Origin of the sequence: Salinispora pacifica DSM 45544 (genome assembly GCF_000378845.1) — a bacterium.
Lineage (GTDB): Bacteria > Actinomycetota > Actinomycetes > Mycobacteriales > Micromonosporaceae > Micromonospora > Micromonospora pacifica.
In genome coordinates this window covers 2,339,097-2,358,901 of record NZ_KB905359.1, presented here as the reverse complement: position 1 = coordinate 2,358,901, position 19,805 = coordinate 2,339,097, and the positions used below count along the sequence as shown (strand labels likewise).

19 protein-coding genes are annotated in these 19,805 nt (G+C 69.0%); 16 read left to right on the top strand and 3 right to left on the bottom strand.

Annotation, left to right across the window (positions count from 1 at the left end; genetic code table 11):
- From SALPAC3_RS0110565 to SALPAC3_RS0110540, 6 genes are all read left to right on the top strand, one after another.
- Nucleotides 1–981 carry a ribose-phosphate diphosphokinase gene (locus SALPAC3_RS0110565; RefSeq protein WP_018218501.1) on the top strand — a complete coding sequence of 327 codons (981 nt, stop codon included), beginning with the start codon at nt 1–3 and terminating at the stop codon, nt 979–981.
- A gap of 295 nt (nt 982–1,276) precedes the next feature.
- Nucleotides 1,277–1,978, top strand: coding sequence for a 50S ribosomal protein L25/general stress protein Ctc (locus tag SALPAC3_RS0110560; RefSeq protein ID WP_018221213.1), 702 nt, complete (start codon nt 1,277–1,279; stop codon nt 1,976–1,978).
- 93 nt (nt 1,979–2,071) lie between these two features.
- Nucleotides 2,072–2,662: an aminoacyl-tRNA hydrolase gene (gene pth / locus SALPAC3_RS0110555; protein ID WP_018221212.1), complete on the top strand. Its 591-nt coding sequence runs from the start codon at nt 2,072–2,074 to the stop codon at nt 2,660–2,662.
- 63 nt (nt 2,663–2,725) lie between these two features.
- The gene (locus SALPAC3_RS0110550) at nt 2,726–3,553 is read left to right on the top strand and encodes an inositol monophosphatase family protein (protein WP_026185431.1); all 828 of its coding nucleotides are present in this window, start codon (nt 2,726–2,728) and stop codon (nt 3,551–3,553) included.
- Nucleotides 3,554–3,622: 69 nt separating this feature from the next.
- Nucleotides 3,623–4,534 (top strand): sulfate adenylyltransferase subunit CysD, encoded by a 912-nt coding sequence (gene cysD, locus SALPAC3_RS0110545; RefSeq protein WP_018221210.1) that lies wholly within the window; start codon nt 3,623–3,625, stop codon nt 4,532–4,534.
- On the top strand, nt 4,534–5,841 hold the full coding sequence (locus SALPAC3_RS0110540; protein ID WP_018221209.1) for a sulfate adenylyltransferase subunit 1: 1,308 nt from the start codon (nt 4,534–4,536) through the stop codon (nt 5,839–5,841). The genes cysD and SALPAC3_RS0110540 overlap by 1 nt, the downstream gene beginning before the upstream one ends.
- A 68-nt stretch (nt 5,842–5,909) precedes the next feature.
- Here SALPAC3_RS0110540 and galE read toward each other — a convergent pair whose 3' ends face one another.
- Entirely contained in the window at nt 5,910–6,893 is a 984-nt protein-coding gene (gene galE / locus SALPAC3_RS0110535; protein ID WP_026185430.1) for a UDP-glucose 4-epimerase GalE, read from the bottom strand.
- Nucleotides 6,894–7,065: 172 nt separating this feature from the next.
- On the opposite strand from galE, the gene SALPAC3_RS0110530 reads away from it, so the two are divergent.
- The 5 genes from SALPAC3_RS0110530 (at nt 7,066) to SALPAC3_RS0110510 (ending at nt 11,317) form a co-directional block, all read left to right on the top strand.
- Complete coding sequence (locus tag SALPAC3_RS0110530; RefSeq protein WP_050563688.1) at nt 7,066–8,088, top strand: hemolysin family protein; 1,023 nt, start codon at nt 7,066–7,068, stop codon at nt 8,086–8,088.
- 33 nt (nt 8,089–8,121) lie between these two features.
- The gene (gene trpS / locus SALPAC3_RS0110525; protein ID WP_018221206.1) at nt 8,122–9,147 is read left to right on the top strand and encodes a tryptophan--tRNA ligase; all 1,026 of its coding nucleotides are present in this window, start codon (nt 8,122–8,124) and stop codon (nt 9,145–9,147) included.
- A 30-nt stretch (nt 9,148–9,177) separates the two neighbouring features.
- Complete coding sequence (locus SALPAC3_RS0110520; RefSeq protein ID WP_018221205.1) at nt 9,178–9,756, top strand: 2'-5' RNA ligase family protein; 579 nt, start codon at nt 9,178–9,180, stop codon at nt 9,754–9,756.
- 117 nt (nt 9,757–9,873) lie between these two features.
- Nucleotides 9,874–10,866, top strand: coding sequence for a YihY/virulence factor BrkB family protein (locus SALPAC3_RS0110515; protein WP_026185429.1), 993 nt, complete (start codon nt 9,874–9,876; stop codon nt 10,864–10,866).
- Between the two features lie 7 nt (nt 10,867–10,873).
- Nucleotides 10,874–11,317 (top strand): hypothetical protein, encoded by a 444-nt coding sequence (locus SALPAC3_RS0110510; protein ID WP_018221203.1) that lies wholly within the window; start codon nt 10,874–10,876, stop codon nt 11,315–11,317.
- A gap of 77 nt (nt 11,318–11,394) precedes the next feature.
- Here the strand turns inward: SALPAC3_RS0110510 and SALPAC3_RS0110505 are convergent, their stop codons facing one another.
- Both SALPAC3_RS0110505 and SALPAC3_RS0110500 read right to left on the bottom strand, forming a co-directional pair.
- On the bottom strand, nt 11,395–13,026 hold the full coding sequence (locus tag SALPAC3_RS0110505; protein ID WP_018221202.1) for a glycoside hydrolase family 13 protein: 1,632 nt from the start codon (nt 13,024–13,026) through the stop codon (nt 11,395–11,397).
- A gap of 171 nt (nt 13,027–13,197) precedes the next feature.
- Nucleotides 13,198–14,262, bottom strand: coding sequence for a LacI family DNA-binding transcriptional regulator (locus SALPAC3_RS0110500; protein WP_018221201.1), 1,065 nt, complete (start codon nt 14,260–14,262; stop codon nt 13,198–13,200).
- Nucleotides 14,263–14,605: 343 nt separating this feature from the next.
- On the opposite strand from SALPAC3_RS0110500, the gene SALPAC3_RS0110495 reads away from it, so the two are divergent.
- The 5 genes from SALPAC3_RS0110495 (at nt 14,606) to SALPAC3_RS0110475 (ending at nt 19,727) form a co-directional block, all read left to right on the top strand.
- Nucleotides 14,606–15,907 (top strand): extracellular solute-binding protein, encoded by a 1,302-nt coding sequence (locus SALPAC3_RS0110495; protein WP_026185427.1) that lies wholly within the window; start codon nt 14,606–14,608, stop codon nt 15,905–15,907.
- Nucleotides 15,908–16,017: 110 nt separating this feature from the next.
- On the top strand, nt 16,018–17,031 hold the full coding sequence (locus SALPAC3_RS0110490) for a carbohydrate ABC transporter permease (protein WP_018221199.1): 1,014 nt from the start codon (nt 16,018–16,020) through the stop codon (nt 17,029–17,031).
- On the top strand, nt 17,031–17,975 hold the full coding sequence (locus SALPAC3_RS0110485; protein ID WP_018221198.1) for a sugar ABC transporter permease: 945 nt from the start codon (nt 17,031–17,033) through the stop codon (nt 17,973–17,975). The genes SALPAC3_RS0110490 and SALPAC3_RS0110485 overlap by 1 nt, the downstream gene beginning before the upstream one ends.
- A gap of 59 nt (nt 17,976–18,034) precedes the next feature.
- The gene (locus tag SALPAC3_RS0110480) at nt 18,035–18,376 is read left to right on the top strand and encodes a hypothetical protein (RefSeq protein ID WP_018221197.1); all 342 of its coding nucleotides are present in this window, start codon (nt 18,035–18,037) and stop codon (nt 18,374–18,376) included.
- Nucleotides 18,377–18,665: 289 nt separating this feature from the next.
- Nucleotides 18,666–19,727 carry a BMP family lipoprotein gene (locus tag SALPAC3_RS0110475; RefSeq protein ID WP_018221196.1) on the top strand — a complete coding sequence of 354 codons (1,062 nt, stop codon included), beginning with the start codon at nt 18,666–18,668 and terminating at the stop codon, nt 19,725–19,727.
- Nucleotides 19,728–19,805: the final 78 nt, after the last annotated feature.

Sequence of the window (19,805 nt, the reverse complement as noted above, 5' to 3'; positions counted from 1 at the left end):
ATGGGCAGCATCGTCGCCGAAAATCGCAAGAGCCTGATGCTCTTCTCCGGGCGTGGCTTTCCGGAGTTAGCCAAGGAGATCGGCGAGGTGCTCGGGGTCGCCCCGACACCGGCCGACGCCTACGATTTCGCCAACGGTGAGATCTTCGTCCGCTACAAGGACTCGGTGCGTGGCTCGGACGCCTTCGTGGTGCAGTCCGTCACGCACGGGGTCAACACCTGGGTCATGGAGACCCTGATCATGATCGACGCGTTGAAGCGTGGGTCGGCCAAGCGGATCACCGTGGTCCTGCCCTTCTACCCGTACTCGCGGCAGGACAAGAAGCACCGGGGTCGGGAGCCGATCTCGGGCCGGCTGATCGCGGACCTGTTGAAGACCGCCGGCGCGAACCGGATCCTCACCGTGGATCTGCACACCGCCCAGATCCAGGGCTTCTTCGACGGCCCGGTGGACCACCTCTTCGCGATGGACGTGCTCGCCGAGGAGGTGGAGCGTCGGTACGCGGGGCGTCCGATGACGGTGGTCGCCCCGGATTCGGGTCGGGTCCGGGTCGCCGAGCGGTGGACCGACCGGCTGGGCGGCTGCCCGCTGGCGTTCATCCACAAGACCCGGGACCCGTCCAAGCCGAACCAGGTGGTGGCGAATCGGGTGGTCGGTGAGGTTGAGGGCCGGGTCTGCCTGATCGTTGATGACATGATCGACACGGGTGGCACGATCACCAAGGCGGCGGAGATCCTCAAGGAGTTGGGTGCGGCCGAGATCGTCGTCGCCTCCACCCACGCGCTCTTCTCGGATCCGGCGACCGAGCGGCTGAAGAACAGCCCGATCAGCGAGGTGCTGGTGACGAACACGTTGCCGCTGCCGCCGGAGAAGCAGCTCGACAAGATCACCGTGCTGTCGATCGCCCCGCTGCTGGCCCGGGCGATCCGGGAGGTCTTCGACGATGGTTCGGTGACCACCCTCTTCGGTGGCCTGAGCTGAGTTACCCCGGCTACGGTCCGGCGGCGGTCACCGCCGCCGGACCGGAGCTTCGGCGGTGCTGCTCCGGACGGAGCGGTTGATTCCGGGGTGCCGCCGGAGTGGGTGGATTATCTTCGGGTAGACTGGTGCGGTTGCCACGGCGAGGGTGCCCTGCGGGCCGCTGATCAGGACCGCACGGAGGCGCCGTCATCGACGCGGCGCTCCGAGGCGGTCGGTCATGACGCAGGAGCCCCAGCGAGCCCCTCACCCGGCACCGAGACGACCATCGCCGCAGCGAAGCATCAGGAGTTTCCCCGTGTCCGAGGTAAAGATCAGCGCCGAGCCCCGTACCGAGTTCGGCAAGGGGGGTGCCCGTCGTACCCGCCGGGCCGGCAAGGTGCCTGCCGTGCTGTACGGCCACGGCGAGAAGCCCAAGCACATCGCGCTGCCGGCCCGTGAGTTCGCCGCAGCGATCCGGCGCGGTGGCGCCAACCAGCTCTTCGCGATCGACGTCAGCGACGGCACGCAGGTGCTGGCGCTGCCGAAGGCGATTCAGCGGGATCCGATCAAGGACACCTTCGAGCACGTGGACCTGCTGCTGGTCCGCCGCGGCGAGCAGGTCACGGTCGAGGTCCCGGTGCAGTTGGTCGGGGAGGCCGCGAAGGGCACGCTGATCGTGCACGACCACGACAGCCTCTCGGTGACCGCTGACGCCACCAAGGTGCCGGACCACCTCGACGCCACCATTGAGGGCCTGGAGGCGGGTACCCAGGTCGCCGCCGGCGACGTGCAGCTGCCGGCCGGAGTCGAGCTGGCCACCGACCCGGAGCTGCCGGTCGCCGCGGTGACCGCCGCCCCGACCGAGGAGCAGCTTGAGGCCACGCTGCCGGAGGTGGAGGAGGCCGCTGCCGAGGCCGAGGCCGAGGTCGGCGAGGTCACCGAGGGCTCGGAGGGCGCCGAGGCCGGGGCCCCGGTCGCCGAGCAGGAGGCGGATGCCGAGGCGAAGGCCGAGGCCTGATCGTTCGCTGCGCAGATGTCAGGCGTCCCCGCTCGTCGGGGGCGCCTGTTGCGTATCGGTGGGTGGTACGGGTGCGAGCGGAAGGGGCAGACGGTGGCGGAGGAGACAGGGCCGTGGCTGGTGGTCGGTCTGGGCAACCCCGGTCGGCAGTACGCCGGGAACCGGCACAACGTCGGCTTCCTCGTGGCCGACCTGCTGGCCGGGCGACTGGGGGCCCGTTTCAGTCGACACAGGCGGGCGATGGCGGAGGTCGCCGAGGGGCGGTTGGGTCTCGGCGGACCGCGGCTGGTGCTGGTGAAGCCGCTGACCTATATGAACCTCTCCGGCGCGGCGGCGGCTGGCCTGGCGCAGTTCTACAAGGTGCCGCCGGCCCGGGTGGTGGCCATCCATGACGAGCTGGACATCCCCTACGGCCAGGTTCGGGTGAAGTGCGGCGGCGGCGAGGGCGGTCACAACGGACTGCGGTCGATGACGAAGTCCCTGGGAACGAAGGAGTACGCCCGGGTGCGGTTCGGAGTCGGCCGGCCGCCGGCGCGGCGGGACCCGGCGGATTTCGTACTGTCGGATTTCGGTACCGTCGAGCGTAAGGAGCTGGACTTCCTGGTGGATCGGGCGGCAGATGTCGTGGAGTCGGTTGTCCAACGCGGGGTGGAACCGACCCAGAACCTCTACCACGGTGCCTGACGGCCAGATCGGCGATGGTCTCCGCTCCTACCGACGGCTGGCGCGGCGACGGGAGTACGGGAGATGGGTAGTCCTCCGATGATCGATGGGGCGTTCGCCCGTTGGTTGGCGGTCCGGGCCGGGCAGGCGCTGGTCAGTCTCCGCGACGAGGTGGGCTTCGGAGATCCGGGCGCCCTGCGGGCCGCGGGGGACAAGGTCTCGCACGACCTGCTCCGGACTGAACTGGCGAGGTGGCGTCCGCAGGATGCGGTCCTGTCGGAGGAGGACGAGGGTTCCCGGCTGGCGTGGGCGACGGAGGCGGGCGCTTCGACGGCACCGCGACTGGGCAGCGACCGAGTGTGGATCATCGACCCGTTGGACGGGACCCGGGAGTTCGCCGAGGTGGGCCGGGTCGACTGGGCGGTGCATGTGGCGCTCTGGGCGCGGAACGCCCCGACGCCGCACGGACTGGTGGCGGGTGCGGTCGGGTTGCCGGCCCAGGATCGGGTGTTGGGAACGGACTACCCGCCGGGGTACCCGCAGGCGTCGGCGGTGACCACCGCGGGCGAGCCGACGATCCGGTTGGCCGCCAGTCGGAGCCGCCCCCCGGTCTTCCTCACCGACCTGGCCGCCGAGGTGGGTGCCCAACTGGTACCGATGGGTTCGGCCGGTGCGAAGATCGCGGCGGTGATCACCGGTGAGGTGGACGCGTACATCCACGCGGGCGGGCAGTACGAGTGGGATTCGGCAGCGCCGGTGGCGGTGGCGACCGCCACGGGGCTGCACGCCTCCCGGATCGACGGCTCCGCGCTGGCCTACAACGAAGCCAACCCACGCCTGCCAGACCTGTTGGTCTGTCGTAAGGATCTCGCCAGCCGACTGCTTGCGGCGTTGCGGCGCCATAGCGGGTAGCCTGAGCGCTACTTCTGGCAAAGCCGACCGGAGAGGTCTGGAAATGAGTGCGGGAATCGAGTCGGCGTCATGACCACGATGGCGGCATACCAGGTGTCCCACCTCGACGCGCTGGAGGCGGAGAGCATCTTCGTGCTGCGTGAGGTGGTCGCGGAGATGGAACGACCAGTGCTGCTCTTCTCCGGCGGCAAAGACTCGATTGTCATGCTCTGGCTGGCGCAGAAGGCGTTCGCCCCGGCGAACATTCCGTTCCCGGTGCTGCATGTCGACACTGGGCACAACTTTCCCGAGGTGCTGGCGTACCGGGACCAGCGGGTCGCCGAGCTGGGCCTGCAACTGCTGGTGGCGAGCGTGCCGGAGGCCCTGGCCAGCGGGCTGGTACGGGAGAGCGCGGACGGCATGCGCAACCGGATCCAGACCCCGGTGCTCCTGGCCGCCGTCGAGCAGCATCGCTTTGACGCGCTCTTCGGTGGCGCCCGTCGGGATGAGGAGAAGGCGCGGGCCAAGGAGCGGGTGTTCAGCTTCCGGGACGAGTTCGGCCAGTGGGATCCGAAGAACCAGCGTCCGGAGCTCTGGTCGCTCTACAACGGTCGGCGCCAGCCGGGTGAGTCGATCCGAGCGTTTCCGCTGTCCAACTGGACCGAGCTGGATGTCTGGCACTACATCGCCCGGGAACGGATCGAGGCGCCCTCGATCTACTACGCGCACGAGCGCGAGGTGATCGAGCGCGACGGGATGCTGTACGCGGTGAACGAGTTCGTCCGCCCGCGCGCCGGTGAGGAGCGGTTCAAGGCCCGGGTGCGCTATCGGACGGTGGGCGACGCCTCCTGCACGGCGGCGGTCCGCTCGGACGCCGACACGGTGGCGAAGGTCATCGAGGAGGTGGCCGCCACCCGGATCACCGAGCGGGGCGCGACCCGCGGGGACGACCGGGTCAGCGAGGCTGCGATGGAGGACCGCAAGCGGGAGGGCTACTTCTGATGACCACCGAGACGACCGCCGAGGTCGGTGCCGAAGCGGCGTTCGCCCGCCCGATGGACCTGCTGCGGTTCGCCACCGCCGGCAGCGTGGACGACGGCAAGTCGACCCTGATCGGCCGCCTGCTCTATGACACCCGCTCCCTCTTCACCGATCAGCTCGCCGCGGTGGAGGCGGTCAGCGCGGCCCGCGGCGACGAGTACACCAACCTCGCGCTGCTCACCGATGGCCTGCGGGCCGAGCGGGAGCAGGGCATCACGATCGACGTGGCGTACCGCTACTTCGCCACCCCCCGGCGGAAGTTCATCATCGCCGACACCCCGGGGCACATCCAGTACACCCGGAACATGGTCACCGGTGCCTCCACCGCGGACCTCGCGCTGATCCTGGTTGATGCCCGGAAGGGTCTGGTGGAGCAGTCCCGTCGGCACGCCTTCCTCTGCTCCCTGCTGCGGGTGCCGCACCTGGTCCTCTGCGTCAACAAGATGGACCTGGTGGACTGGTCGCGCGAGGTCTACGAGAAGATCGCCGACGAGTTCACCGCGTTCGCGGCGAAGCTCGACGCACCCGACCTGACGGTGGTGCCGGTCTCCGCGCTGCACGGCGACAACATCGTCTCCCGGTCGGAGCAGATGCCCTGGTACGAGGGGCCGTCCCTGCTGCACCACCTGGAACGGGTGCACATCGCCAGCGATCGGAACCTGGTCGACGTGCGCTTCCCGGTGCAGTACGTGATCCGCCCGCAGTCCACCACCGTCACCGACTACCGCGGATACGCGGGCCAGGTCGCCTCCGGCGTACTCAAGCCCGACGACGAGGTGATGGTGCTGCCGAGTGGCTTCACCAGCCGGATCGCCGCGGTGGAGACCGCCGACGGGCCGGTCCCGGAGGCGTTCCCGCCGATGTCGGTGACCGTACGGTTGACTGACGAGATCGATATTTCCCGGGGCGACATGATCTGTCGCCCGAACAACGCCCCGGCCGTTGCCCAGGACATCGAGGCGATGGTCTGCTGGATGGACGAGACCCGACCGTTGCAGCTTGGTGGCAGGTACGTCATCAAGCACACCACCCGGTCGGCGCGGGCCATCCTCCGCGGGCTGCACTACCGGTTGGACATCAACTCGCTGCACCGGGACGAGTCGGCGGGGGAGTTGAAACTGAACGAGATCGGCCGGGTCCGGTTCCGGACGATGGTCCCGCTGCTTGTTGACGAGTACCGCCGGAACCGCACCACTGGTGGCTTCGTCATCATCGATGAGACGACGAATCGGACGGTTGGCGCCGGGATGATCGTCGAGGCGGGCTGACCCCACCCGGTCGGCGCGAGCGCTCCGGGGCTGCCGCTGATCGAGGTTGGCCGCCGCCGACGTGCTGGCTACCCCCGTGCCGGCAGGTGGTCGCGGTAGAAGGTCCAGGCATCGCCGATGATGTCGGGCAGGGTGGGCTTGGCGGGTGTCCAGCCCAACTCGGTGCGGGCCAGGTCGGCGGCGGCGACCAACTCGGCGGGGTCGCCGACGCGGCGGGGGGCGACCACCACCGGCACCGGGCGGCCGGTGACCTCGCGGACCACCTCGACGACCTGACGGTTGGTGAACCCGTTGCCGTTGCCGAGGTTGTAGATCCGGTGCTGTCCGCCGACCGCGGCGCCGAGCGCGAGCAGGTGGGCCCGGGCGAGGTCGGTGACGTGGATGTAGTCGCGGACGCAGGTGCCGTCAACGGTCGGGTAGTCGTCGCCGAAGAGCTGGAGCTTCTCCCGACGGCCGGCGGCGACGTCGAATGCGATGGGGATGAGGTGTGTCTCCGGATTGTGCCGTTCCCCGAGGGGCACCGGGGCGGCCAGGTGGGCGCCGGCGACGTTGAAGTAGCGCAGCGAGACGGCAGCCAAGCCGTTTCCGGCCGCCGCCGAGGTGAGCGCCATGTCGACGGTGAGCTTGGTGGCCCCGTACGTGTTGGTGGGGGCGGTGCTCGCCGTCTCCGAGATGGGCAGCTCGACCGGGTTGCCGTAGACGGCGGCGGTGGAGGAGAAGACGACCTTCGGGACCCCGGCGACGCGTACGGCGTCGAGCAGGGCGAGGGAGCCGACAACGTTGGTGTGCCAGTACAGCTCTGGTTTGACCATCGACTCGCCGGCGGCGATCAGGGCGGCGAAATGCAGTACCCCGTCGAAGCCCGCCTGCGGGGTTACCACCTGTGCCACCTCGTCCAGGGGGGCGACGATGTGGGTGGCGTCGGGTGCCACGGCGACGCGGTGTCCGGTCCGTAGGTCGTCCAGAACGACAACCTCGTGGCCGGCGTCGAGCAGCATCCGAGTCACCACGCTGCCGATGAAGCCGGCGCCGCCGGTGACGAGTAGTTTCACGTCGATCTCCTCCTGCCGGGGCCGCCCCACCAACGACCCTTCGGTGATCACCCTACGGCGGCTTGCTGTGACTGCGCTGCGAGGCGATCGGCGGCGCGGGTCTCCGCCCGCGGGGTGGAAGAACTGGCGCGGTGCTGTTCCGCCACTGCGATGAGTGTCTACCATCCATCTCATGCGGGAAGCGGGTCGTCCCGGGCTCCGGCGTCGTGCGCGGGGGCGACCCCGCCGCGAACCCGGCTCGCTGTCCTGGGCGGTCGCCCGGGTCGTGGTTCGCACCGCTACCGCCGCCACCCGCATGGTGACCGGTCTACTCGGCACCAGTCCGGTGGCCGGGCGGGAACGGATCAGCGAGGACGAGTTACGCGACCTGGTCGCCGCGGCGACCGTGCTGGACCCGGTGGAACGGCGGATTATCGACGAGGTCCTCGTGGCCGGTGCGAGCCTGGTACGCGAGGTGATGATGCCGCGTACCGAGGTGGTCTTCCTCTCCACCGCGCTGACCGTCGACCAGGCGGAGCGCCTGGTCCGGGTCGAGCCGCACACCCGTTACCCGGTGGTTGACGGGACCCACGACGACGTGGTCGGCTTCGTGCACCTACACGACGTGTTGCTCCGTACCGACGAAGACCCACTGGTCACAGTGGGCGAGCTGGCCCGGGAGGTCAAGCGTCTGCCCGGCAGTAAACGGGTGCTTTCGGCCCTGACCGAGATGCGCCGGGAGGGACATCACCTGGCGGTGGTCGTCGACGAGTACGGGGGGACCGCGGGCATCGTCACCTGTGAGGACCTGATCGAGGAGCTCGTCGGCGAACTGTACGACGAATACGACACGCCGCCGGAGCCGACGCACGCCGGCCTGCCCACCACCGTTGACGGTCGGCTGAACCTGGCCGACTTCGCCGAGCGGACCGGGGTGAGCCTGCCGAATGGACCCTACGAGACGGTTGGTGGCTTTGTCATGGCCGAGCTGGGCCGGCTGCCGGTGGCTGGCGACGAGGTGTCGGTGACCGCCGCGCCGGCCGCCCCGGTGGAGCCGGTGCGGGCGCCGCCCGGGGGTTGGCGGTTGCGGGTGCTGACGCTGGATGGGCGTCGGGTGGCCCGGGTGACGGTAGCCGCGGCCCGGCCCGCCGAGTCGCGACGCGAGTCGGGGCTCCCCACCCAGCCCGGTCGCGGCCAACCCGCCGGCCCGTCCTGACGGATGCCCCCGGTTGCTGACAGAATTGCCGGCATGTCCAACGTACCCGTTCGACCGCGCGTATTCTCTGGCATTCAGCCGACCGCCGACTCGTTCCATCTCGGCAACTACCTGGGCGCGGTTCAGCACTGGGTGGCGTTGCAGGAGACGCATGACGCCACCTACTGCGTGGTTGATCTGCACGCGATCACTGCCGGGCACGACCCCCGGGTGCTGGCGCAGCGGTCCCGGGTGGCCGCCGCGCAGCTGCTCGCGGTCGGGCTGGACCCGGAGCGCTGCACCCTCTTCGTGCAGTCCCAGGTGCCCGAGCACGCGCAGTTGGCCTGGGTGTTGGGGTGTATCACCGGGTTCGGTGAGGCGGGCCGGATGACCCAGTTCAAGGACAAGTCGCAGAAGCAGGGCAATGAGCGGGCCAGCGTCGGCCTGTTCACGTACCCGGTCCTGCAGGCGGCCGACATCCTCCTCTACCAGGCGGACGCGGTGCCGGTCGGCGAGGACCAGCGGCAGCACCTGGAGCTCAGCCGCGATCTGGCGCAGCGGTTCAACACCCGGTTCGGCTCGACCTTCGCCGTTCCCGCGGCACACATCGTCAAGGACACGGCAAAGATCACGGATTTGCAGGACCCGACGGCGAAGATGTCGAAGTCGTCCTCCTCACCGGCGGGTATCGTCCTGCTCCTGGAGGACACGGCTCGGTCGGTCAAGAAGATCCGTTCGGCGGTCACCGACACCGGACGCGAGATCGTTTTTGATGTTCAGCAGAAACCGGGTGTCTCCAACCTGCTGACGATCTACTCGGCGCTGTCCGGCCGGAGCATTGACGATCTGGTCGGTGCCTACGCGGGCAAGGGCTACGGTGACCTGAAGAAGGACCTCGGAGAGGTGGTACGCGAGTTCGTGACGCCGATCCAGGAACGCGTCCGTGGCTACCTGGACGACCCGGCCCAGCTCGACAAGCTGCTCGCCGCGGGGGCGCAGAAGGCGCGGGCGGTGGCGGCACCGACCCTACAGGCGGTGTACGAGCGGGTGGGCTTCTTCCCGCCGGTTCGCGGCGAGTAGGCAGCGACGCGACACGTGCGGGTGAGCGGGATGGAACCGGTGGCCGAAGGGGTGGCACGAGGCGTGGACCTGCGGGACGGGTCGTCGACGGCCGGCGGCACAATCCAGATCGGCATCGCGGTGGACATCCCCGAGCCCTGGGGGAGTGCGCTGACCCAGCGGCGGATGGCGGCGGGTGACCAGCAGGCCGTCCCGGCGCACGTGACGCTGCTCGGGCCGACCGAGATTCCGGGCGCTGCCCTGCCAGCCGTCGAACGGCACCTGACCGCGGTCGCCGCCGCGCACCCTCCGTTCACCCTGCACCTGCGTGGGACCGGCACGTTCCGGCCGGTCACCCAGGTGGTTTTCGTAACGGTGGCGACCGGGATCAGCGAGTGCGAGCTGCTCGCCGCGGCGATCCGGGCCGCCCCGGAGCTGCACCGGGAAACTCGTTTCCCGTACCACCCGCATGTCACGGTGGCGCAGGATGTCTCACCCGACGCGCTGGACCAGGTGTACGAGGACCTGGCGGACTTCTCGGCGATGTTCGGGGTGGCGGCATTCACGCTCTTCTCCCACAGTGGCCAGACACGGTGGCAGCCCCGGCGGGACTTTCGGCTCGGCGGCTGAGCTGGTGCCCCGTTCCCGGCGGCGCAACCCGGCCCCCAACTCCGGGGGGTCCACGTCGGTCCGGGGCTACCGCGGAGGATGCCGGCGGGCCGGCGACAGGTCGGCGAGGATGGCGAGGTGAACGTGTTCCGCCGGATCCAGGCGGGTGCCCAGGGCCGGATTACCACCACGCGGCGCCGCTATCCGACCTTCGACCACGGGTTGCGGGCGGCCCTGCTCTACAACCGCCGGTTCGGCAGCCGGCTCGCCGCCGCGATCGCCTACTACGGCTTCTTCGCGGTCTTCGCGCTCGCCCTCGTCGCCTACTCCGTCTTCGGGGCGATCTTGGAGGGAAACGCCGAGGTCAATGCCGCCGCGGCGGACTTCCTTCGGGAGAATCTGCCCTTCCTCGACCCGGTGCAGGTCGCCGAGAGTAGCGGGGCCGTCGGCGTGGTCGGTCTGACCATCCTGGTCTTCACCGGGGTCGGCTGGGTGGAGGCGATCCGTTCCTCCCAGCGGTTGCTGTACGGCCTCGACCAACAACCCGGCAACTTTGTCGTTCGCCGGCTGGTCGACCTGGGCGTGCTGCTGGTGGTGTTCGTGCTACTCGGCGTCTCGGTAGCGGCGGTGGACACGTTGGAGTCGCTGCTGCGGTGGTTGCTGGGCAGCGCCGGCTCGGCCGGGCTCACCACGATCAGTGCGGTGCTCAGCGTCTTCGTGAACGCGGTGTTGGCGACCCTACTGCTGGCGGCGGTGCCCAGGCTGCGGCCCAGCCGGGTCCGGCTGCGCCCGGCGGTGCTGCTGGTGGCGGTGGGTATCACCCTGCTCAACACCATCGGGCGGTACTACGTGGTGCGGACCGAGCGGAACCCGGCGTACACGGTGGTGGCGGGCGCGGTGGGGCTGCTGCTCTACCTCTACCTGCTCAACCAACTCGTGCTCTTCGGCGCGGCGTTGGTGGCCACCGGCACCCGGGGAGAGGTGGTGGACCTCGCGGCGGAGCGGGGGGCGGCCGACCAGGAGGAGGCGGGCTCCCCACCCCCCGAGCAGCCGAGTGCGAACGGGCCGACGGCACCCGAACCAGGGACGGAGCGTCGAACCGGGGATCCGCCCACGGCCGGGGAACGATGATTGGCCGGTGGGCACTCTCGTGACACTTGATCTGCCGGACGACTCGCCGATGCTCGACCTGCCGTGGATTATCACCTTCGGCCCGCTCGGTGGTGCCGACGAGTGGGAGCCGGTGGTCTGCGGCCCGTACGAGCGGGCGCCTGCGTTGGCGTTGGCCGAGGTAATGGTGGCGGAGGAGGCGCTGATGGCAGTGGTCGAGCCGCTGCTGCCGGCGGTGTCGGCGGAGCAGATCCGTGGTGAGATCGCCGCGGCTCAGGCCGCCGCCGAGGATGAGGCGGCGGCGCAGGCGGACAGCGCCGAGCTCTACGGCAACTTTGACGACACCTTCGACGAGGAACTGGTGGAGGGGGAACGGGACCGGGCCGTCCAGGCGGCGATGCCGCCGAGTGAGGCCGCGATCCGGGCAGGCTTTGCCCGGATCGCGGCGAGGTTGCCCGGCCTCGAGCGTTGACCCCGGGCTGGTCGGCTGCCCAGCCGCCCGGCGGCCCGGGGCACGCCGAACGACCAGGTTGGTGGGGTCTTACCCGCTCAGCGCCGTTCGAACCAGGCGGCCGCGTCGACCGGGATCAGGTAGCCGGACTCCTCCCGGGTGAGCGTGGCGCTGGCGACGAGCGGCTCGCCGTACTCGGTGCTGACGGTGGGTGCGTCGCTGATGTTGACCACACAGGTGAGCGCTGTACCGCCGGCGGTGCGGGTGAAGGCGAGGACGCCCGGCCGGCTCTCCTGCCAGACGATCTGGGCCGCGGCGGTGGCGAGCGCGGGGTGCGCTCGGCGGATCCGGAGCGCGGTGCGATACAGCTCGAGCGTGGAGTCGGGGACGCCGCGCTGGGCAGCCACCGACAGTTCACGCCAGGTAGCCGGGGCGGGCAGCCAGCTCAGCGCGCTGCCGGCGGGGCCGAAGCCGTACGGGGCGAGCTCGCCGCTCCACGGGATCGGCACCCGGCAGCCGTCCCGGCTCTGGCCGGTCCGGAGGTACTGCGGGTCCTGCCGCAGGTCGTCCGGGAGGTCGAGGACCTCGGGTAGGCCGAGCTCCTCACCCTGGTAGACGTAGGCGCAGCCGGGCAGCGCCAGCATCAGCAGAGCTGCGGCGCGGGCGCGGCGTAGCCCGGCCGGCCCATCCCCGTACCGGGTGACGTGTCGCTGCTTGTCATGGTTTGACAGCACCCAGGTGGTGGGCGCGTTGATGACCGCTGACTCGGCGAGCGCGCTGTCGATGACCTTGCGGAAGGAGTCGGCCGACCAGTGGGCGTCGAGGAAGTCGAAGCTGAACGCCTGGTGCAGCTCGTCGGGACCGATGTAGCGGGCGAGCCGTTGCGGGGTCTCCGCCCAGGCCTCGGCCACCGCCATCCGCCCTCCGGGGTAGCTGTCCAGGATCGGCCGCCAGGCACGGTAGATGTCGTGCACCTCGTCCTGGTCGAAGTAGGGCAGTCGGCTCTTGCCGAGCAGTTCGACCTGTCGTTGGCCGGTCTGCTGGCCGAAGCCGACATCCGGCAGCCCCTCCGCCTTGATCATTCCGTGGGCTACGTCAATCCGGAAGCCGTCGACGCCGCGGTCCAACCAGAACCGGAGCACATCCTCGAACTCGGTGCGGACCTCGGGGTTGCGCCAGTTCAGGTCCGGCTGCGCCGAGTCGAACAGGTGCAGGTACCACTGCCCGTCGGGCAGTCGGGTCCAGGCCGGTCCGCCGAAGATGCTCTCCCAGTCGTTCGGCGGCAGTTCGCCCGCCGCTCCGCGCCCCGCGGCGAAGTGGTAGCGGGCCCGCTCGGGGGAGCCGGGGGCCGCCGCGCTGGCGGCCTGGAACCAGGGGTGGGCGCTCGACGTGTGATTGGGTACCAGGTCGACGATGATCCGTAGGCCCAGTGCGTGCGCGTCAACGATCACGTCGTCGAATTCGGCGAGGGTGCCGAACATCGGGTCGACATCGCGGTGGTCAGCGACGTCGTAGCCGCCGTCAATCATGGGTGAGGGGTAGAAGGGGGTCAGCCAGAGCGCGTCCACCCCGAGGTCGCGCAGGTACGGCAGGCGTTGCCGCAGGCCCGCCAGGTCGCCGATCCCGTCACCATTCGCGTCGGCGAAGCTGCGGAGGTAGACCTGATAGATGGCGGCGGAGCGCCACCAGTCATCGTCGGAGGTCGGCGGGGTGGGGTTGCGGACGGTCATGAGGGGTTCCCCGATCTCGCGCGGTACGGCGGTCTCCGGCGCGGGTAGGGGTGGTGGCGCCGGTTGCTGTGCAGAATGCCGGCAAGGCGTTGCAAGAGTCAAGCAGCTCTTGCGCAAGGTTGTCCGGGGTGCGCCGCCCGGCCGGGATCCGACGGGGCGGACGGCGGGTGGTCAGACCGAGACCGCCAGCGGGGACGGGGTGGCACCGGGGTCAACGCTGGGCGTCCGGGCGACCGCGGTCGAGCCGCGTACCACCAGCTCTGGCCGGAACAGATACTCCGAGTGTGGGGCGGCATGCCCGTTGATCTCGTCCACCAGGGCCTGCACGGCGGCGACCGCCATCGCCGCGACCGGCTGGCGCATGGTGGTCAGGGGTGGATCGGTGAAGGCCATCAGCGGGGAGTCGTCGTATCCGACGACGGAGACGTCGCGGGGCACGGCGAGCCCGCGTTGTCGGGCGGCGCGGATGGCGCCCAACGCCATCGGGTCGGAGCCGCAGACCAGGCCGGTGACGCCGCGGTCCAGCAGCCGGGTGGCGGCGGCCTCGCCCCCTTCGACGCCGAAGAGGGAGAGCTCGGTCAGTTCGGTGAGCTCGGCCTCGGAGACATCGGTGCAGCGCCGCATGGCGGCCTGGTAGCCGGCGACCTTGCGCTGTACGGGAACGAACCGGTTCGGCCCGGTGATCAGGCCGATCCGTCGGTGCCCCAGCGCGACCAGGTGGGTGACGGCCAGCTCGGCGGCCTCCCGGTCGTCACAGGAGATGAAGGGCGCGGGGAGGTTCGGTGCGTAGCCGTTGACCATGACAACCGGTAGTGGGCGGGCGATCAGTGCGCGGTACCGCTCGTGGTCGGCGGCGGTGTCGGCGTGCAGGCCGGAGACGAAGACGATGCCGGATACCTGCCGGTCGAGCAGCATTTCGACGTATTCGTCCTCCCGGATCCCTCCGGGGGTCTGGGTGCACAGCACCGGGGTGAAGCCGGTCGGCGCCAGCGCCGATTCGATGATCTGCGCGAAGGCGGGAAAGATCGGGTTGTCGAGTTCCGGGACGACCAGGCCCACCAGTCCGGCGCAGCGTTTGCGCAGCCGGGCTGGACGTTCGTAGCCGAGCACGTCGAGGGCGGTCAGGACGGCCTGTCGGGTCTCGGGCGCCACTCCGGGGCGGTCGTTGAGCACCCGCGACACGGTGGCCTCACTGACCTCTGCCTGCTGGGCGATGTCGGACAGTCGAGCGCGCATGGCGGCACTGTAGCTCACCAGATGGTTCTTGCGCTTACGGGCAAATTCTTGCAGTCCTGGTTTCCGAGGCTGCTGGCCCGGCGAAGGACGATGTTCGGTCGGCGCGGATCCTAGGGACGCCGCATCGAGCAGCATCAACGCGGCGGTGGTGTTGGCGGCCCGGGGGGTGGCGGGCGATGGCCGGCCGAGGCTTGGCCTGCCGTTTTGTCTTGCAAGCCCGACATGAGCTGGGTCTAGATGACAAGATGGCTCCGGTTGTTGCAAGACCATTCGCAAAGGGTTTCTAACTTAGAAAACTCTTGCTAGTGTCCCGCCGACACCGGCAGGCAATCTAGGAGCGAACATGCGTCGCACAGCCAAGGGAGTCGCCGTACTCGCCTCCACCGCCCTTGCTCTGACCCTCGTCGCCTGTGGCGAGGACGAGCAGAGCGCGGGGGAAGGATCAACGACCGACCCCGCAGCCATGACCGCCGAGCTGACCTGGTGGGACACCTCAGACCCGAAGAACGAGGGTCCGGTCTTCCAGGAGCTGATCGCCAGGTTCAACCAGACCTATCCGAACGTGAAGATCAATTATCAGTCGGTCCCGTTCGGTGAGGCGCAGAACCAGTTCAAGACGGCAGCGCAGGCCGAGACGGGTGCGCCGGACATCATGCGGGCGGAGGTGGCCTGGGTTCCGGAGTTCGCCTCGCTGGGCTACCTCTACGCGCTGGACGGCTCCGAACTGCTCGCCGACGAGTCGGACTTCCTGGCTACTCCGCTCGCCTCGAACAAGTACGACGGCAAGACCTACGGCGTTCCGCAGGTGACCGACACGCTCTCGCTCATGTACAACAAGAGGCTGTTGGCCGAGGCGGGTGTCGCCGCCGCGCCGACGAGCTGGGCCGAGCTGAAGACCGCCGCCCAGGACGTCAAGGAGAAGACCGGCGCGGACGGCCTCTACCTGAATCCGGCGGGCTACTTCCTGCTGCCGTTCCTCTACGGCGAGGGCGGGGACCTGGTCGATGTCCCGGCCAAGAAGATCGTCGTCGGCTCGGACCAGAACGTCGCCGGGTTGGAGATCGCCAAGGATCTGATCGACAGCGGTGCGGCCGTCCCGCCGCCCGCGACGGACTCCTACGGAACCATGATGACCCTCTTCAAGGAAGAGAAGGTCGCCATGATCATTAATGGTCCCTGGGAGGTCAACAACGTGTCGCAGGCGCCGACCTTCGGCGGCGTGGAGAACCTCGGCATCGCCCCGGTCCCGGGCGGCTCGGCCCGGGCCGGTGGTCCGGTCGGTGGGCACAACTACACCGTCTGGTCCGGAATGCCGGAGGAGAAGGTCGAGGCCGCCGTCGCATTCGTGGCGTTCATGAGCTCCGCCGAATCACAGGCCTTCCTCGCCGAGAAGCTCGGGCTGCTGCCGACGCGAAAGTCGGCCTACGACCTGGACTCGGTACGGAGCAATCCGATCGTGACCGCGTACCAGCCGGCCGTCGAGGCTGCGGTCGGCCGCCCCTGGATCCCCGAGGCCGGCCAGTTCTTCGAACCGCTGGACCAGATGGCCACCGAGGTCCTGATCCAGAACCGGGACCCGAAGGAGGCGCTCGACAAGGTCGCGAAGAGGTACCAGGCGGAGGTCGTCACCGCGTACGGGTTCTGATCCACCGCCGGCGGGCAGAGGCCGGCGACCACTCGTCCCTCGGCATCCGGCCGGGCCGGCGACCGCTCCGGTCGCCGGCCAGCCGGCTCACCTACTGGAGCTCAGCTGATATGCGCACCGTGACCGCCGCGCCAGCGCCCGCGCCGCCCGACCGTCGCTTCGCCCGCCCGTCCCGACTTCGTCGTAGCTGGGACCGGAACTGGTACGCCTGGGCGATGGTCCTGCCGGTGGTGATCGTCCTGGCAGTCTTGATCTTCTATCCGCTCGGCCGCGGAATCTGGCTCTCCTTCACCGACCTCAACGAGGCCAACCAGGTGGCGGAGATCTGCACCAAGTCGATCACCGGCGGTGAGGTCTGCGAGGAGAACCCCAACCGGTGGGAGTATGCGGGTCTGGACAACTACGTCCGGGTCCTCACGGGCCAGGTTGGCCGGTTCTGGGAGTGGACCGGGATCACCCTGATCTGGACCTTCGTCGGTGTCGCCTTCCACTATGGTCTCGGGCTTGGCCTCGCCATCCTGCTCAACCGCCCGATGCGCGGCCGTGGCCTCTACCGGGTGCTGCTGGTGCTGCCGTGGGCGGTGCCGGCCTTCGTCAGCGCCTTCGCCTGGAAGTTCATCTTCAACGAGCGCTTTGGCCTGGCGAACTCGCTGCTCACCGGGTTCGGGGCCGACCCGCTCCCGTGGTTCTCCGAACGCTGGACCGCACTGTTCACCGCGATCGTCACCAACGTCTGGCTCGGCGTGCCGTTCATGATGGTGGCGCTGCTCGGCGGGCTGCAGACCATTCCCGGTGAGCTCTACGAGGCGGCAGAGATCGACGGCGCGTCGCCGTGGCAGCGGTTCCGGGCCATCACATTGCCGGGCCTGCGGTCGACCAGCATGACCGTGATCCTGCTCGGCACCATCTGGACGTTCAACCTATTCCCGGTCATCTTCCTGGTGACGGAGGGAGAGCCGGCCGGAGAGACCGAGATCCTGGTGACCGGCGCGTACCGGGCCGCCTTCGAGGGCATCCGCAACTACTCGCTCGCCTCCACGTACGGCGTGTTGATTCTCTCCATTCTCTTGGTCTTCTCCGTGTTCTACCGGCGGGCACTGCGTAAGCAAGGCGAGGTGTGGTGATGAGCCAATCGACCAGCTCCGGGATGGCCGCGGCAGCGGCGGAGACACCGGCGGCCCCGATCGAGGCCGGGGCCACGCCGACCGCCCCGGCCGAGACCACGCGGCGTGCTGGCCGTAGTCGGCGTAGCCCGGCGACGTCGCTGCTGTTGCACGGGACCTTGATCGTCGCGTCGCTGGTCGCGATCGGTCCGATCGTCTGGGTGCTGCTCTCCTCGTTCAAGCCCGGGTACGCGGTGCAGAGCACCAACCTGACCCTGGTCCAGGATCCGACCCTGACCAACTACCGCTACGTGCTCTTCGACACCAACTTTCTGCGGTGGCTGCTGAACTCGGTGCTTGTGGCGGCCGGCACGATGGGGATCGGCATCTTCCTCTCGGCGACCACCGGCTACGCCGTCTCCCGGTTCAACTTCCCGGGCCGCCGGCCGTTGATGATGGTCTTCCTGGTCACCCAGATGTTTCCGGTGGCCATCCTGATCGTGCCGATTTACACGATCATGGCGCGGCTCGGGTTGATCAATACGTTGCCGTCGCTGGTGATCGCCTACCTGACCATCGCGGTTCCGTTCTGTGCCTGGATGCTCAAGGGCTACTTCGACTCCATCCCCACCTCACTGGACGAGGCGGCGGCGCTGGACGGCTGCGGCCCGTTCGCCACCTTCTGGCGGGTGGTGCTGCCGTTGGCCCGCCCGGCCGTCGCGGTTACCGCCTTCTACACCTTCCTCACCGCGTGGGGGGAGGTCGCGTACGCGTCGGCCTTCATCCAGACCGACAACCAGTTCACCCTGGCGTACGGTCTTCGGCAGTTCGTGCCGCAGTACAACCCGCAGTGGGAGTACCTGACGGCGGCGGCGGTGCTGGTGACGGTTCCGGCCGGGCTGGTCTTCATGATCGCCCAACGGCACCTGGTCTCGGGCCTGACCGCGGGTGGTACGAAGGGCTGAGGCGCCGGTCGACCGAGCCCCTCTACTACGACCCGTCGTGGTGCGGGAGGATAGGCCGCGTGGAAGCTCTACGACTAACTCTCCGTTACATTCACCTGATCGGGTTCGCGCTGTTGCTCGGTGGCGCGGTGGTGCAGTACCTCAAGAGTAAGTTCCGGATCAACCCGGCCATGCTCTGGGGCGCGGCGCTCATGCTGCTGACCGGAATCGGCCTCTCCGCGCCACTGCGAGACGGCGGTGAGCCGGACCCGGCGAAGCTCGTCACCAAACTGGCGCTCGCGCTGCTCATCTTCGTCATGGTCTTCTTCTCCCGGAAGCGGGAAGCGGTCAACCGTGGACATTTCCTCGCGATCATCGGGCTGACCCTGGTCAACGCTGCGGTGGCGGTCTTCTGGCGGTAACGTCCGATGGAGGACCCCCCTGCACGGGGAACCTCCCCGCAGCGGAGAATTCGTCCCACCCGCGCTCCTTTGGCCGGCATGTCGCGTGACCGAAATACCCCAGGATCACGTCGGGGTAACAGGCACCCAACAGTCACGCATGATTGTCGGCCGGGATGGGTGCCGAGGCGTACGCTCGGCGTCCGGAACGGGGGACACCGGCGGCACAGTGCAGGCCGGTTCACAAGGGCTGCCACCGTGGTGGACGCGGTGCGCAACGGAAGGAGTCGTCTTGCGCTCGGTGCGTGGGATGCGGATCGCCTCGGTCTTCGCGGTGGGTGGCCTCGTGCTGGCCGCCTCCGCCTGCGGTGAGGCGCCCGAGGAGAACAACGCCGGCAACGGCGGCGAGAAGTTCAGTGCCTGCATGGTGACCGACGTCGGTGGGATCGACGACAAGTCCTTCAACACCTCGGCCTGGCAGGGCCTGGAGGCAGCCAAGGCCGAGAACAAGGACATCGACATCAAGTACGTCGCGTCGAAGGCCGAGGCTGACTACGAGCCGAACCTGACGCAGTACGTCAACCAGGACTGCGACTTCATCCTCGCCGTCGGTGGCCTGATGGGGGACGCCACCGCCAAGATCGCGGCGGCGAACCCGGACCAGCAGTTCGGCATCGTGGACACGAAGCTGTCGGAGAGCAACGTCTACCCGATGCAGTTCGACACCGCCCAGGCCGGCTTCCTCGCCGGATACCTGGCCGCCGGCTTCAGCCAGACCGGCAAGGTGGGTACCTACGGCGGCGAGAAGATCCCGCCGGTGACCATCTTTATGGACGGCTACGCCGACGGGGTTGACCACTACAACGAGGCCAAGGGGAAGAACGTTCAGGTCCTGGGGTGGGACAAGGCCAGCCAGGACGGCTCGTTCGCCAACAGCTTCGTCAAGCAGGACGAGGGCAAGAAGGTCAGTGACGCGCTGGTCGCCCAGGGCGCGGACATCATCATGCCGGTCGCCGGGGGCGCGGGTCTCGGCACCACCGCGGCGGCCCAGTCCTCCGACGGCAAGTACAACACCATCTGGGTCGACGTCGACGGCTGCGAGAGCACCTCGAACTGCCCGGCCATCATCACCACCGTGGTGAAGAACATCCCCGGCGCCGTTCAGGAGGCCGTGCTCAAGGCCGCCGCCGGCGAGAAGCTGGAGGCGAACCCGGGCTTCACCGGGACGCTGGCCAACGGGGGCGTCTCGCTCGCGCCGTACCACGAGTTCGACAGCGAGATCCCGGCTGAGCTGAAGGCCGAGGTCGACAAGCTGAAGGCGGACATCGCCGCTGGCCTGATCAAGGTTGAGTCGCAGTCCCAACCGCAGTGAGCTGATGCCAGCTCGCCGTGGTGAGATGCTCTACCAAGCCGTTCGGCGAGCGGCGCCGCACGACGATCCGGCCGCCTT

Coding starts and splice junctions, on each gene's coding strand:
- SALPAC3_RS0110565 (WP_018218501.1), top strand. CDS start 1: ATGGGCAGCATCGTCGCCGAAAATCGCAAGAGCCTGATGCTCTTCTCC.
- SALPAC3_RS0110550 (WP_026185431.1), top strand. CDS start 2,726: ATGGGTAGTCCTCCGATGATCGATGGGGCGTTCGCCCGTTGGTTGGCG.
- cysD (WP_018221210.1), top strand. CDS start 3,623: ATGACCACGATGGCGGCATACCAGGTGTCCCACCTCGACGCGCTGGAG.
- SALPAC3_RS0110540 (WP_018221209.1), top strand. CDS start 4,534: ATGACCACCGAGACGACCGCCGAGGTCGGTGCCGAAGCGGCGTTCGCC.
- SALPAC3_RS0110530 (WP_050563688.1), top strand. CDS start 7,066: ATGCGGGAAGCGGGTCGTCCCGGGCTCCGGCGTCGTGCGCGGGGGCGA.
- trpS (WP_018221206.1), top strand. CDS start 8,122: ATGTCCAACGTACCCGTTCGACCGCGCGTATTCTCTGGCATTCAGCCG.
- SALPAC3_RS0110520 (WP_018221205.1), top strand. CDS start 9,178: ATGGAACCGGTGGCCGAAGGGGTGGCACGAGGCGTGGACCTGCGGGAC.
- SALPAC3_RS0110505 (WP_018221202.1), bottom strand. CDS start 13,026: ATGACCGTCCGCAACCCCACCCCGCCGACCTCCGACGATGACTGGTGG.
- SALPAC3_RS0110500 (WP_018221201.1), bottom strand. CDS start 14,262: ATGCGCGCTCGACTGTCCGACATCGCCCAGCAGGCAGAGGTCAGTGAG.
- SALPAC3_RS0110495 (WP_026185427.1), top strand. CDS start 14,606: ATGCGTCGCACAGCCAAGGGAGTCGCCGTACTCGCCTCCACCGCCCTT.
- SALPAC3_RS0110490 (WP_018221199.1), top strand. CDS start 16,018: ATGCGCACCGTGACCGCCGCGCCAGCGCCCGCGCCGCCCGACCGTCGC.
- SALPAC3_RS0110485 (WP_018221198.1), top strand. CDS start 17,031: ATGAGCCAATCGACCAGCTCCGGGATGGCCGCGGCAGCGGCGGAGACA.
- SALPAC3_RS0110475 (WP_018221196.1), top strand. CDS start 18,666: ATGCGGATCGCCTCGGTCTTCGCGGTGGGTGGCCTCGTGCTGGCCGCC.